The sequence below is a fragment of the Streptomyces durmitorensis genome, assembly GCF_023498005.1.
GTDB classification, from domain to species: Bacteria; Actinomycetota; Actinomycetes; order Streptomycetales; family Streptomycetaceae; genus Streptomyces; species Streptomyces durmitorensis.
In genome coordinates this window covers 8,248,833-8,262,904 of the sequence record NZ_CP097289.1, presented here as the reverse complement: position 1 = coordinate 8,262,904, position 14,072 = coordinate 8,248,833, and the positions used below count along the sequence as shown (strand labels likewise).

Below are 14,072 nucleotides of genomic sequence, written 5' to 3'. Positions count from 1 at the left end.
CGGCCAGGCCGCCGTCCCGTTCATGACCAACCTATTACCCGGACCCCGGGCAGGCCCACGTCCACCGCCGACACCCTGCCGCACGGCCTTCCCGTCAACCGTGCGTCAACCGCCGGTAACCCGTACGGAGCTTGGCTTTTACACGATCCCTACGCCCGTGTGCGACCGATTTTTCCTAAGTTCGCTCGCATTGGGGATGCAGAGTCACTACCGACACGTAAAACAACCCTCTTATCGGTCTCCCCAACCAGCACATCAAGGGCTTAACTTATGTGTCATGACCTCCCCCCGCTCCACCTATGGCGGCGGTTACTACTCCGCGCCGTCCTTCCCGGACACTCCGATCTACGACTCCCTTGTCGCCGAGCGGGGTACTCCTCAGATCGCCCCGATCCGGGTCCCCTCCGCGTACGACACGGGCAGTCACCTGCCCGCGCTCCCGGTAGCAGCCCTGCCCGCCCTGCCGGCGGCCCCGTCCCACCACAACCCCGCGTACGGCTACGCGCAGCAGCCCGCGCCGCTGCAACAGGCGCCCGCGCCGTACATCCCGCAGCAGCCTTCGGCGCCGCGCGGATACCCGGGCCCGCAGCAACAGCAACAGCGTCCCCCGGCCGGAACGGGCTACGAGGCCATGCGCCCCGCGGCACCCCGCCCCGCCCCGGCGACGTACGAGGATCCGTACAACCGCCCCTACCGCGGCTACTGATTCGCCCGCATGCGCCCCTGTCGGTGACTGCTGGCAGGATGACCGCATGCACAATCCAGCGCTGCACTCGATCCACTTCTACCCGCTCAAGGCGGTCGGGGGACACGCTCCGCGTGAGGCCGTCGTCGAGCCCTGGGGGCTCGCGGGTGACCGACGGTGGGTCCTTGTGGACGGCGATGGACGGATCATCACGCAACGGCCGCATCCGAGCCTTGCGTTGGCCGCCGCCGAGCTCCTGCCCGGCGGCGGCATACGCATGTCCGCGCCCGGCCACGAGCCGCTGACGGTCGCCGTGCCGCCCTCCGGCGAAACCGTCAGGGTGGAGATCTGGAAGGACAAGGTCGAGGCGGTGCCCGCCGACGCGGCGGCGCACGCCTGGTTCAGCGCCTATCTGGAAACGGACGTCCGGCTCGTCCACCTCGACGACCCCGCGACCCGCCGCCCCATCGATCCGGCGTACGCCAAGGACGGCGAGACCGTCTCCTTCGCCGACGGGTATCCGCTGCTCCTGACCACGCTCTCCTCACTCGACGCCCTGAACTCGCTCATCGCGCAAGGCGACCACTCCGACGAGGGCCCGCTCCCCATGAACCGTTTCCGGCCGAATGTGGTCGTGGACGGGACCGCGCCCTGGGCCGAGGACGACTGGTCGCGCGTCGCCATCGGCGACGTCACCTTCCGGGTGGCCAAGAAGTGCGGCCGCTGCGTCGTGACCACCACCGACCAGCGCAGCGCGGAGCGCGGCAAGGAGCCGCTGCGGACGCTCGCCAAGCACCGCCGCTTCGGTGACCAGCTGGTCTTCGGCCAGAATCTGGTGCCCGAGACGACCGGACCGATCCGGATCGGCGATCCGTTCACGGTCCTCGATTGAAGGTCCCCGGCTCGGGAACTCGAAGGCCGGGCACGGTCGTTGAGCGAGGATGAGACATGGATGAGAAGGGTGATTTCCCTCTCTCTTCTTCCCGCCGACGCGTGGGCCGTGCCGTTCGCGGTTAAGACGGACGCGGAAGGGGGTGCAGGACTGTGCGAGCACTCGTCGGACTCTGGCGCTGGCGGCACAATCCGCTGCGCCGGAAGACCGACCTCGTCGAGGCCTGGGTGGCCTGCGCTGCCGTGCTGCTCATCGTCGTCGCCGCGCCGCTGGCCGGTCTCGCGATCGGCGGACTCACGCAGGACGCCCTGCTCCAGTCGGTGCGGGAACAGCGCGCGATGCGTCACGAAGTCGCGGGCACGGTGGTCAGGAAGGTCTCCAGACCCCCGGTCGACCCCGACCCCGAGACGTCGTCCGCGCGGGACAGGCACAGCCGCGTGCTCGCCGAATGGACGGCCCCGGACGGCACGGCGCACTCCGGCACGGTGCTCGCCGACCTCCGCTCCCCCGACCCGGGCGACCGCTTCCGGCTCTGGACGGACGAGCACGGCCAGGTGGTCGGCCGCCCGCTGGACGACGCGACCGCGACCACGCATGCAGCGTTGGCCGGATTCGGCGTCGCGGTGGCGGTCGCCGGACTCGTCGAGGGGGCGAGGCGGCTCGTCGTCTGGCGGATCGTCCTGCGGCGCTACGACCGCTGGGACCAGGCCTGGGACAGGGCAGGGCCCGACTGGGGACGCACCGGCACCGGCTCCTGAGAACACCGGCACCGGCTTTTGGGACCGGTGAGAGACCGGCGATGACCAGGTGAGAGCCTGGCGATCGGGTCAACTCGCCCTCGCCGCGCGCGCTACGGTGGACCGGCCGAACTCTTCGGCTCCTTGCGCGAGGTCGTGAGGTCCCGGGTACGACAAGGTGGGGGCAGAGCAACTCCATGGCACAGGGCACGGTCCAGGTGACGCACACCGGCACCTCGCGGTGGCGGCGCCGCACGGGTGAGTACGCATCGCTCGCTGCCGCCTTGGAGGCCGCGAGCGACGGGGACGTCCTCACCATCGCCCCCGGCACGTACCGCGAGAACCTCGTCGTCCAGCGGGCGGTGACGCTGCGCGGCCCCGAGGGCTCCCCCGGCTCCGTGCGCATCGCGCCGTCGGACGGGGTGCCGCTCACCGTCCGGTCCTCCGCCGTGGTGCAGGACCTGCACGTCGAGGGGCAGGACTCGGCGGCGCCCGCGCTGCTCGTCGAGGACGGGGCGCCCGAACTCGTCGACGTCCGCGTGGTGACGCGTTCCGCGAGCGGTATCGAGGTGCGCGGCGGCGCGCGCCCGACCGTGCGGCGCTGCACGGTCGACAACCCCGGCGGCATCGGCATCGCCGTGCTCGACGGCGGGGGCGGTGTCTTCGAGGAGTGCGAGATCGTCTCGGCCGGGCAGTCGGGCATCGCCGTGCGCGGGGGTGCGCACCCCCGTCTTGAGCGCTGCCGGGTGCATCACGCGTCCGGCGCGGGGCTCTCGGTGACCGGTGAGCACTCGGGGCTCGAGGCCATCGGCTGCGAGGTGTACGAGGTCAAGGGCTCGGGCGTGCAGATCACCGGGCGTGCGGTGGCGCATCTGACTGACTGCGACGTGCACCGCACGACCTCGGACGGCGTCACGCTCGACACGGACGCCGTGCTCACGCTCGCCGACTGCCGGATCCACGACATCCCGGAGAACGCGATCGACCTGCGTTCGCGCTCGGTCCTCACCCTGACGCGTTCCACCGTGCGGCAGTTCGGGCGCAACGGCCTCTCGGTGTGGGACCCGGGCACGCGCGTGGACGCCAACCAGTGCGAGATCCACGACAGCACGGGCGACTACCCCGCGGTGTGGGTCAGCGACGGCGCGACGGTCGTCCTGGAGTCCTGCCGGGTGCACGACGTGCCGGACGCCCTGTTCGTCCTGGACCGCGGCTCGCGCGCCGACGTCGTCGACAGCGATCTCTCCCAGGTGCGCAACACGGCGGTGTCCGTGAGCGACGGCGCGACGGCGCAGCTGGACGACTGCCGCATCCGCGAGGCCGCCACCGGCGCGTGGTTCCGCGACCACGGCAGCGGCGGCACCCTGGCCAACTGCACGGTCGACGGCGTCCAGACGGGCGTCATCGTCACCAAGGGCGCCGACCCCACCATCGAGCGCTGCACGGTCACTTCACCCGCGGAGGCCGGTTTCTACGTCTCGGCGGGCGGCCGCGGCAGCCTGCACGGCTGCCGCGTGACGGACAGCGGCGGCTACGGCTTCCACGTCATCGACGGATGCCGTACGACGCTGAAGAAGTGCCGTACGGAGCGGTGCGCGCGCGGCGGCTTCGAGTTCGCCGAGGACGGGCCGCTGGTCGAGGACTGCACCAGCGACGAGAGCGGCGGGGCGCGGACCGCGGCGTCCACGGCGTCCACGGCGAAGGAGTCCGCCCCGCAGACGGCCACGCAGTCCGTGGGCCTGCTCGGCGCGATCCCCGGGCAGCGCACCACCGACCCGGCAGCCGAGAAGAGCGCGGCCCCCGAGCAGCCGTCCCGCTCGTCGAAGGACGTGCTCGGTGAACTCGACAAGCTGGTCGGCCTGGAGAGCGTCAAGCGCGAGGTGCGCGCCCTGACCGACATGATCGAGGTCGGGCGGCGCAGGCAGCTGGCGGGGCTCAAGGCGGCATCGGCGCGTCGCCATCTGGTGTTCACCGGCTCCCCCGGCACCGGCAAGACGACCGTGGCGCGGCTCTACGGCGAGATCCTGGCGTCACTCGGCGTCCTGCAGAGCGGGCACCTGGTCGAGGTGTCGCGCGTCGATCTGGTGGGCGAGCACATCGGGTCGACGGCGATCCGCACCCAGGAGGCGTTCGACCGGGCGCGCGGCGGTGTGCTGTTCATCGACGAGGCCTACGCGCTCTCGCCCGAGGACTCCGGGCGCGACTTCGGCCGGGAGGCCATCGACACGCTGGTGAAGCTGATGGAGGACCACCGCGAGGCGGTGGTGGTGATCGTCGCCGGCTACACGGCGGAGATGAAGCGGTTCCTTTCCGTCAACCCCGGTGTGGCGTCCCGCTTCTCACGGACCATCACCTTCGGCGACTACGCCCCCGAGGAGCTGCTGCGGATCGTCGAGCAGCAGGCCGACGAGCACGAGTACCGCCTCGACACGGGGACGGGCGAGGCCCTCCTGAAGTACTTCACCGCGCTTCCGAAGGGTCCCGCGTTCGGCAACGGCCGCACCGCGCGCCAGACGTTCGAGGCAATGGTGGAGCGGCACGCGGGGCGGGTCGCCCAGTTCGACGAACCGAGCACCGACGACCTCACCCTGCTGTATCCGGAGGATCTGCCGGAACTGCCGTGACCGTCGGGGCTTGTCCGGCGGCCTCGGGAGTCTGCGGTCGCGGGGCGGGCACGGCGGGCTTGAGCCGCGCGAGCAGCCGGGCGCGCTCCTCGGCGAAGGCCGGGTCGGCCTGGTAGTCCCCGTGGCCCAGGATCGGTGCGGGCAGCGGGTGTTCCTCCGTGCGTCCGTAGACCAGGGGGTCCTTGAGGGCTTCGCGGTCGACCTGCGGTCCGTCCCCGTCGGGGATGACCCGGACGGGGCCGCCGATCGGGTCGGTGGTGCGGTGCAGGTTGCGCCAGCAGTCGACCTCGCGGTGCAGGGAGCTGAGGGCGGCCGGACCGAAGTGGGCGGGGAACCACCGGCCGTAGAGGCGCTCGAGGGGTGAGCCGTACGTGAGCAGGGCGACCCGCTTGCGGACGGACGGCCACAGCTGCCAGGCAGCAGCGGCGGCCAGGACGCTGCCCTGCGAGTGGCCGGAGATGACGAGTCTGCCGCCCGTGGCGCGCGTCGCGCGGGTCCAGGTGTGCATGCGCCAGGTGAGGTCGGGGACGGCCCGCTCGGCGTAGCAGGGCGGCGCGAAGGGGTGGGCGGCGCGGGGCCAGAACGTGCCGACGTCCCACAGGATGCCGATGGTGCGGCGAGCGGAGGGGTCGCGGTAGGCGCGGCGGCCCCAGGTCACGAACAGTATGAAGCCGAAGCCGATCAGCCAGGAGCCGAGCGCCTGAGAGGTCTCGGCGGCTCCTTCGAAGAAGAGGGGCAGCCCTTGCGCGGCCTTGCTCGGCACCTCCTCGCTCACCCAGGCGCCGACGAGCGCCCCCGCACCGAGCAGCAGCGTCACCGCCGAGGTGATGCCCACAAGGAGCGGGGCCCGGTCGGTGAGGGCGGCACGCGCGCGCGTGCCCGCGATGCGGCGGCTGCGGGCCGCGTCCTTCGGCTCGCCCGGGTATTCGCTCGGGATGGTCGCCCGGTCGCGGCGGGCCCGCCGCACGGTGCGGACGCCGAGCCAGCCGCAGAGCGCCGCGACGACCACGAGGAGGGGCGGGAGCACGGACGCCTGCCAGGTGAGCAGCACGGGCGGGCCGTCGATGGTGCCGCCGGAGCCGGGCTCCCCCGAGCCGTCGAGCCAGTCGGCCACGCGCTGGGCGCCGCCGCCCGACATCACGCCGCCGAGTGCGCAGGACAGCATGGCGACGGCGGGTCCCGCGAAGCCCCGCAGGGCGGTGCGGGGGTCGGGGGCCGTGCGGTAGAGCGCGCGGGCGACCACCGCGAGGGCGATGACCAGGAGCCCCTGGACCAGGGCGATGCCGCCGAAGGTCGCGTTGCCCGGCAGCCTGCCCTCGGAGGTCCAGCCGGGGCGTGACCACCCTGCGTACAGGAGGGTCAGGACGAGGAGGGTGAGCGCGCCCAGGGGCAGCCGGCGGATCAGCTTCTCGTCGAGGTGCCGGTCGAGCTTGTTCTCGCTGCGGCCCCTGCGCCAGACCACGTGGACGACGACGGCCGCTCCCAGGACGAGCGTCACGTCGAGGATCCAGCCGAGGGCGTCGAGCAGCGCGGGTCCGCCGGGCCGCCGGTCGTGGCGCGCGGCCGATGTGCCGACCGCGGCGGCCACCGTGAGGAATCCCGCGGCCGTGTGCGCGGCGCGCAGCCGGGCCACCAGCCTGCGGCCGTACCAGAAGCCGGGCCTGCCGAGCGCGGTGCGCCCGGTCTCCTCCTCCGGGTCGGCCTGGTGGGGCAGCGGCGTCTGGGATTCGTACGCGCTCCAGGTGCGCTGGGAGAGGTACCAGAGCAGGCCGGTCAGCGCGGCGGGCACGAGCGCGGCGAGCGCGAGGCGGCGTCCCGGCTGGCTCCACCAGCCGCCGTGCCCGGAGGCGTCGGGCGCGAGGAAGCCGAGCCAGGAGCGTTCGGCCGCGCACTCGGGGGTGCCCGCGCACTGCCAGGCCGTCAGGTCGATGGCGACCTCGCAGGCGGCGGCGACGAGCAGGACGGTGAGGCTGAGTCCGGTCAGCCGCACCAGGAGGCCGTACGTACGGACCGTCTTCTTCATGCGGCGCGACGTGGGGCGCATCCAGTGCGCGAGGTTGACCACCATGAAGGGCAGCAGCAGGAGCCACAGGGCCCGCGAGCCGTTCCCGGAGGTCAGATTGCACCAGACGTACGCCTCGGGGACCGGCTTGCCGCGGTAGTCGTCCGGGCGTTTCTCGGCGTCGGCGTCCTCGGTGCGGCGGAAGACGGCCGCCGTCTCGTCACCGGAGACGCGGACGGTCCTCGGGTCGCCCAGCATCTCTTCGGGCGTGGTGCCCCCGACTCCGTGGACGAGGAGTTCGAGAGCCGTCTCTTCTCTTTGGTCTGCTGCCACTGGTCCGCTTCCCCCGAATGTGCGCGTGTTCCCCCGAACGTGCGCATGGTCAGGCCACAAGGATCTCCGCTGACGGCCCCGTCCACACCTCCCGTCACGTAATCTCCCCGTTCCGAGTGAGTGCGTGCTCTCGGGCGGTGGACCGCCTGTCGGTGGCGCATGCGAGGATGAGGCAGCGCATTTGACGGGCGCGACGGGTGTGACGAGGCAGAAGGGCCGGGACGGACGTGAGCGAGAATCAGAACCTCCTCGCGGAGCAGCGCCGCGCCTTGATCCTCGATGAGGTACGCCGCAGGGGCGGGGTCCGTGTCAATGAACTGACCCGCAAGCTGGGTGTGTCGGACATGACGGTCCGCCGGGATCTCGACGCGCTGGCCCGCCAGGGCGTCCTGGAGAAGGTGCACGGCGGCGCGGTGCCGGTGGTCGAGGCGAGCACCCACGAGCCGGGGTTCGAGGCCAAGTCGGGCCTGGAGCTGAACGCCAAGGAGGACATCGCGCGCACCGCGGCCTCCCTGGTGGCGCCGGGCACGGCGATCGCACTCTCCGGCGGCACGACCACGTACGCACTGGCCCACCATCTCCTGGACGTGCCGGACCTGACGGTGGTGACGAACTCGGTGCGGGTCGCGGACGTGTTCCACTCCGCGCAGCGCACCTCGGGCCAGCGTCAGGGCGCGGCCACCGTGGTCCTCACGGGCGGCGTGCGCACCCCGTCGGACTCGCTGGTCGGCCCGGTCGCCGACCAGGCGATCGGCGCGCTCCACTTCGACGTGCTCTTCCTGGGTGTGCACGGCATATCGGCGGAGGCCGGCCTGTCCACTCCCAACCTCGCGGAGGCGGAGACCAACCGGCGTCTGGTGCAGTCGGCGCGACGGGTCATCGTGGTCGCCGACCACACCAAGTGGGGCACGGTGGGCCTCAGTTCGTTCGCCACCCTGGAGCAGGTCGACACGCTCGTGACGGACGCGGGTCTTCCCGCGGCGGCGCGGGTGGAGATCTCCGAGCATCTGCGACGCCTGGTGGTCACGGGCGAGCCCGAGGAGCCGGGCGTCGACGAGCGGGGCGAGCACGGCGAGAGCGTCGGGCAGCCGGAGAACGCCGGAAGCACCGCAGACATCTGACGGTCCGCCAGCTATGGTGACGGTGCCCGGTCAACCACCCGATGCCGCTTGGGGGCTGAGTTCGATGGCACGCCGACTGAGGCCCGTGGGGCTCGAGTTCGTCGAGTCCGCTCCGTTGCGTCTGGTCTTCGCCCGTGAGGTGAGCGCGCCCCCGGAGACGGTGTACCGCGCCCTCGCCGACGACATGACCGGCTGGCCCGAGTGGTTCACCGCGGTCACGCTGTGCCGCCCCGTCGACGGCGCGGACGGCGGCAAGGGCCGCGAGGTCCGGCTCAAGGGCGGCACGCGCTTTCGGGAGACGATCGTCGCGACCGACGTGGCGGAGCGGTACGCCTACCGCGCCGACGAGTCGAACGCCCCTGGCCTGCGCGCCCTCGTCGAGGAGTGGCGGCTGACCCCGGCGGGGACCGGCACCCTCGTGCAGTGGACGTTCGCCGCGGACGGCGCCGCACCCTTCCGCTTCGCCATGAAGCTCGGCAGGGCGGGCATGGGCCGCGCCTTCCGGGACGCCGTCACGGCCCTGGACCGACGTCTCGCGGCGGCCAACGCCTGACTCCTGTACGCCGGTTGAAGGTCAGTCGGTCCAGGATCCGGTGGCCAGGAGCGACTTGATGGCGGCCGCGTACGGCGTGATGTCCATGCCCTGCTCGGCCAGCCACGCGTCCGAGTAGTACTTGTCCAGATAGCGGTCGCCCGGGTCGCAGATGAGCGTGACGACGCTGCCCGTGCGGCCCGCGGCCACCATCTCGGCGACGATCTTCAAGGAGCTCCAGAGGCCGGTTCCCGTCGAGCCGCCCGCCTTGCGGCCGATCGCCTGCTCCAGGGCCCGCACGGCGGCGACGCTCGCCGCGTCCGGCACCTTCATCATGCGGTCGATCGCGCCGGGCACGAAGCTCGGCTCCATCCGGGGCCTGCCGATGCCTTCGATGCGGGAGCCGCAGTCGCTGGTGGCGTCCGGGTCGTGGTTGGTCCAGCCGTCGAAGAAGCAGGAGTTCTCGGGGTCGGCGACGCAGAGCTTGGTGTCGTGCTGCATGTAGTGGACGTAACGGGCGATGGTCGCCGACGTGCCGCCCGTGCCCGCCGTGGCGACGATCCACGCGGGCTCCGGATAGCGCTCCAACTTCATCTGCTGGTAGATCGATTCGGCGATGTTGTTGTTGCCCCGCCAGTCCGTGGCCCGTTCCGCGTAGGTGAACTGGTCCATGTAGTGGCCGCCGGTCTCGACGGCGAGAGCGGCCGACTCGGCATACATCGTGCGCGAGTCGTCCACGAAGTGACACTGGCCGCCGTGGAATTCGATCAGTCGGCACTTCTCGGCGCTGGTCGTGCGGGGCATCACCGCGATGAAGGGCACCCCGATCAGTTTCGCGAAGTACGCCTCGGAGACGGCTGTCGAGCCGCTGGAGGCCTCGATGACCGGCCGCCCCGGCCGGATCCAGCCGTTGCAGAGGCCGTAGAGGAAGAGCGAGCGGGCCAGACGGTGCTTGAGGCTGCCGGTCGGGTGGGTCGACTCGTCCTTGAGATAGAGGTCGATGCCCCATTTCTCCGGCAGCGGGAAGCGCAGGAGGTGCGTGTCGGCCGAGCGGTTGGCGTCGGCCTGGACCTTGCGTACGGCTTCTTTGAGCCAGGCGCGGTACTCCGCGTCGCTGCGGTCCACGTCGAGCGTGGTCATCGGCTCATCGGCTTGATCCTGCTGTGTGGTGCTCACGGCGCGGCTCCTTGGCGTCAACCCGGCCGCGCTTCGAGGGGGCCGGACGCCTCGATCATATGCACCTTCCGCACGCTTCTCACCTGCATAAACACACGTTTGAGACCCTCAAAGGCACACCTGGCGCAGTCGATCGGCACAGGGACACGGCACACTGGTGAGGGGGCGGCGTCCACTTATGACCACGTCTTCATACGCACTGGTGCTCGACGTCAGGTGCGTGCAGACTGCACCGCACGGGACGGCGGTCCCGTACGGAACGGCATACCGAATCGCTCAAGGGGGCGGAACGTCATGGCGGAGCCGGATTTCACGGCCACAGGCGTGCGGATCGGACGACGGCTGCGCTCCCTCACCCGGGCGGGTCAAATCCGTATCACTGACGGCAGGTTCGAGCTGCTGACCAGTTACGGCAGGGAGATCGACAGCGCGCCGGTCCAGACCGTGCGGGCCGGCAAGCCGTGGTTCGCCGCCGACGACCGGGCCCTCGCCGAACTGAACGGCACGCGCTATCGCCTCACCCTCGCCGATCATGATCCGGCGCCCGGCAAGGCAGGGCCGCCGACGGTGCGCAAGTTCATCGACGCGGTGCGCCGGGCCGGAGGCAGCAGGGCACGGGTCTGAGGGAGCCCCGCACTCCGGCCGGGGCGGTGCGAGTTGCACGCCCGCACCCCCTGAGTCACTCTGGTGTCACATCACTCTGGGTTCACCGGCGATGACGCTGCGAACCAGCCCGCCGGCCGCGAACAGCAGCCGGCAGACCCCGCGGCCGCTGCTGAATCCGATCGTCGCCTTCTTCCGGACGCAATTCGGGGAGTCGCAGCCGTGATCAGCCAGCCAAGCAGGTATTGCACGGTGGAGCTTCAGGCTCAGCCGTCGCGGATCGGCCAGGTCCGCAGAATCGTATCGGCGCAGTTGCGCTACTGGCACCTCGATCCGTTGATAGACCAGGCCGCGCTCGGTGTGACCGAGCTCCTGACCAACGTGCACCGGCACGCACAGCCGGACAAGGTGTGCACCGTGGAGATCGAGCTGCTGCTCGACCGCCTCACCGTCTCCGTGCACGACCACGACCCCCGCCTCCCCCAGGTGCGCGACGCCGAGCAGTTCGCGACCTGTGGCCGCGGGCTCGCCATGGTCGCCGCCGTCAGTGAGAGCTGGGGGGTGCGCCCCCACGGTGACACGGGCAAAGTCGTCTGGTTCACCCTCCCGGCCCCTACGTCCGACGCGGCACTGCCGTCCAGGTACCCGGCGTACGGCGCGGCCACGGCCGGTCCCTTCGCGGACCTGGGCGCCGGGCCGCAGTCACTCGCCGACGGGCACGCGCCCGGACATGCTCCCGCCCGGTCGGCCGTTGTCGGCTGACCGGGCGGTGACAGGCTCCGCCGGGCGGGCGTCCTACGTCACTCGGTGGCGATGGCACGCAGCACGTCCAGGCGTGCGGCCCGCCGTGCCGGACGAAGACCCGCGAGGGCTCCCGCCGCCAGGCCCACCAGGACGACCACCGCGAGCTGGACCGGCGGCACCGCGAACGCGAAAGCACTGCTCGTCGCGCCGTCCGAGGCCTTGACGAGCACCCAGCCGAGGAAGCCGCCGAGCACCAGGCCTCCGGCCGTGCCGAAGGCGGCGACAAGGACCGACTCCCAGCGGACCATGGCCCGCAGCTGCGCCCTCGTCTGCCCGACCGCTCGCAACAGGCCCAGCTCACGGGTCCGTTCGTGGATCGCGAGGGTCAGTGTGTTGGCGATGCCGAGCAGGGCGATCAGGACGGCGAGCGCGAGCAGGGCGTAGACCAGCGTGAGCATCATGTCGATGCCGCCCGCCGCCGACTGCGCGTACTCACCGCGGGTCTGCACATCCGGATTGCCGTACTCCTGCGCGGTCTTGGAGACCGCCGCCTTGCCGTCGGCCGCGCTCACGCCGTCCTTGACCGTGACGGAGACGAGACTGTCGGCGTCCTGCATGCGGTGCGGCGCCCAGGCCTCACGGGTGATGACGTAGTCCCCCGCGAGCTCCGACTGGCCGAACAGCGCGCGCACGGTGAAGGTCGCCTTCTTGCCGTCGGCGAAGGCGAGCTCGGCCTCGGAGCCGACCTTCAGGTCCTGCTTCTCGGCCTCCGAGCGCGTGATCGCGATGCCGTTGGTGCCGAGGTCGCCGAGGGATCCTTCGACCTTGCCGAGGTCGAAGGACTTGGCGAAGGGACCCGGGTCGGTGACGGTCAGGGCGCGCCCTTCCCCGTCGACCTCCGCGGCGCCCTTGCCGAGCCCGACCGCGGTCTCGACCTCGGGCTGCTCGGCGAGCGCCGGGGCCAGCTTGGGACTGAGCCCGCTGCCGCCCGCGCCGAAGCCCGGGGTGCTGATGGCGAGGTCGCCGGCGAAGGAGCGGTTCACCGTCTGGTCCATGGTCGCCTTCAGCGAGGCGCCGAAGACCGTGAAGAGCGAGACGACGGCGACACCGATCATCAGGGCGCTCGCGGTGGCGGCGGTCCGCTTGGGGCTGCGCAGGGCGTTGCGCCGGGCGAGCCCGCCCGTGACGCCGCGCAGCCGGTCCAGGGGCCCGCCGAGAATCCGTACCGCCCGCGAGGACGCGACCGGCCCGAGCACGACGAACGCGGCGAGCGCGAGCACCGCCCCGGCCCCTGCCAGCCACACGGACGGACTGACCAGGACGCCGGTCAGCGACAGACCCACGGCGGCGAGTACGAGGACCACGCCGGAGACGGCACGCCCCCGCGAAGCCCCGGAGTGGTCGACCGCGGTCTCGCGCAGCGCGGCCAGGGGTGCGGTGCGCCCGGCGCGGACGGCGGGCAGCAGGGCGGAGCCGAGGCAGACCGCGATGCCGACGGCCAGGGGCAGCAGCATCGACAGGCCGCTGATCACCAAGTCGCCCTCGGGGAAGGGGAATCCGATGACCGGGAAGAGCGCCTGAAGCCCGGCCGCGATCCCGATGCCGCCCGCGAGGCCCGCGGCGGACGCCACCACGGCGACCACGCTCGCCTCGACCAGGGTGGACGCGGTGACCTGCCGGCGTGAGGCACCGAGTGCGCGAAGGAGGGCGTTCTCGCGGGTGCGCTGGGCGACGACGATCGCGAAGGTGTTGTGGATGCTGAAGGTGGCGACGAGCAGGGCGACGCCGGAGAAGACGAGCAGGAAGCTGGTGAAGAGCGTCAGGAACTGACCGGAGATATTGTCGGTGTTCTCCGCCGCCGACGCCTCACCGGTGATCGCCTCAACTCCCTTGGGCAGTACGGGACTCAGCGCGTCGACGAGTTCCTGCTCACTCACGCCGGGCCCGGCCCGCACCTGGATGGTGGCGGCCTCGCCGGGCTTCGGCATCAGGTACTTCTCGGCGTCGGCCTGCGTCATGCCGGTGAAGGTGGTCTGCGCCATGCCGTCCTCGCCGCCGAAGGTCGCGAGGCCCACGATCGTCACCTTGACGGGGTCGGGGGTGCGCAGCGTGGTGGTGTCGCCGATCTTCAGGTCGCCGGATTCGGCGGCGCCTCGGTTGACGACGACCTCGCCGGACTTGGCGGGGGCGCGGCCTTCGGCCAGCTGGTAGGCGTTCAGGTCTTTGTCGTCGATCCAGTTGCCGGCGAGGGTGGGCGGGCCTTCGCCGCCGATGGGCTCCTTGTCCTTGCCGAGGAGCTGGCCCGCGCCCTGGATGGCGGGCGCCGCGGCGGCCGCGCCGTCCGTCTGCTCGATCTTCTCGACGAGCGAGGTCTTGACGGGCTGCCGGGTGCCCTGGCTGTCGTCGGGGGTGGTGATGGTGTCCGCGCTGCGGACGACGGCGTCGGTGCCGCTCGTCGCGTTGCCGAACATCGTGTCGAAGCTGCCGCGCAGGGTGTCGCCCATGACGAGCGTGCCCGCCAGGAAGGCGACACCGAGCATGACCGCGAGGAACGTACCCGCGAAGCGCCGCTTGTGGCCGCGCAGCGAGGACAGGCTGATGCGCGCGGAGGCGCTCAGGGAAC

Annotated in this window: 11 protein-coding genes; 8 read left to right on the top strand and 3 right to left on the bottom strand. The window is 71.7% G+C overall.

The annotated features are described in order from the left end of the window. The first annotated feature begins 277 nt into the window (after positions 1-277). From M4V62_RS37050 to M4V62_RS37035, 4 genes are all read left to right on the top strand, one after another. Complete coding sequence (locus M4V62_RS37050) at positions 278-706, top strand: DUF6643 family protein (RefSeq protein ID WP_249591556.1); 429 nt, start codon at positions 278-280, stop codon at positions 704-706. Positions 707-752: 46 nt separating this feature from the next. Continuing rightward, positions 753-1,577 (top strand): MOSC domain-containing protein, encoded by an 825-nt coding sequence (locus tag M4V62_RS37045; RefSeq protein ID WP_249591555.1) that lies wholly within the window; start codon positions 753-755, stop codon positions 1,575-1,577. A gap of 152 nt (positions 1,578-1,729) precedes the next feature. Then, entirely contained in the window at positions 1,730-2,335 is a 606-nt protein-coding gene (locus M4V62_RS37040; RefSeq protein ID WP_249591554.1) for an Rv1733c family protein, read from the top strand. A 176-nt stretch (positions 2,336-2,511) separates the two neighbouring features. Further along, the gene (locus M4V62_RS37035; protein ID WP_249591553.1) at positions 2,512-4,938 is read left to right on the top strand and encodes a right-handed parallel beta-helix repeat-containing protein; all 2,427 of its coding nucleotides are present in this window, start codon (positions 2,512-2,514) and stop codon (positions 4,936-4,938) included. Here M4V62_RS37035 and M4V62_RS37030 read toward each other — a convergent pair. Then, a complete protein-coding gene (locus tag M4V62_RS37030) occupies positions 4,898-7,198 on the bottom strand; it encodes a hypothetical protein (RefSeq protein ID WP_249593168.1) in 2,301 nt (766 codons plus the stop codon). The two genes, M4V62_RS37035 and M4V62_RS37030, sit on opposite strands and share 41 nt — an antisense overlap. 302 nt (positions 7,199-7,500) lie before the next feature. On the opposite strand from M4V62_RS37030, the gene M4V62_RS37025 reads away from it, so the two are divergent. Both M4V62_RS37025 and M4V62_RS37020 read left to right on the top strand, forming a co-directional pair. Then, on the top strand, positions 7,501-8,394 hold the full coding sequence (locus tag M4V62_RS37025; RefSeq protein WP_249591552.1) for a DeoR/GlpR family DNA-binding transcription regulator: 894 nt from the start codon (positions 7,501-7,503) through the stop codon (positions 8,392-8,394). Positions 8,395-8,458: 64 nt separating this feature from the next. Then, a complete protein-coding gene (locus tag M4V62_RS37020; RefSeq protein ID WP_249591551.1) occupies positions 8,459-8,947 on the top strand; it encodes an SRPBCC family protein in 489 nt (162 codons plus the stop codon). Between the two features lie 21 nt (positions 8,948-8,968). Here M4V62_RS37020 and cds1 read toward each other — a convergent pair whose 3' ends face one another. Then, positions 8,969-10,066, bottom strand: coding sequence for an L-cysteine desulfhydrase Cds1 (gene cds1, locus M4V62_RS37015; protein WP_249593167.1), 1,098 nt, complete (start codon positions 10,064-10,066; stop codon positions 8,969-8,971). 330 nt (positions 10,067-10,396) lie between these two features. Here cds1 and M4V62_RS37010 point away from each other — a divergent pair, with 330 nt between their 5' ends. Further along, positions 10,397-10,726, top strand: a complete 330-nt coding sequence (locus tag M4V62_RS37010) for a hypothetical protein (protein ID WP_249591550.1) — start codon at positions 10,397-10,399, stop codon at positions 10,724-10,726. A 201-nt stretch (positions 10,727-10,927) separates the two neighbouring features. Beyond that, positions 10,928-11,467 (top strand): ATP-binding protein, encoded by a 540-nt coding sequence (locus tag M4V62_RS37005; protein ID WP_249591549.1) that lies wholly within the window; start codon positions 10,928-10,930, stop codon positions 11,465-11,467. Positions 11,468-11,505: 38 nt separating this feature from the next. Here the strand turns inward: M4V62_RS37005 and M4V62_RS37000 are convergent, their stop codons facing one another. Then, positions 11,506-14,067: an ABC transporter permease gene (locus tag M4V62_RS37000; protein ID WP_249593166.1), complete on the bottom strand. Its 2,562-nt coding sequence runs from the start codon at positions 14,065-14,067 to the stop codon at positions 11,506-11,508. Positions 14,068-14,072: the final 5 nt, after the last annotated feature.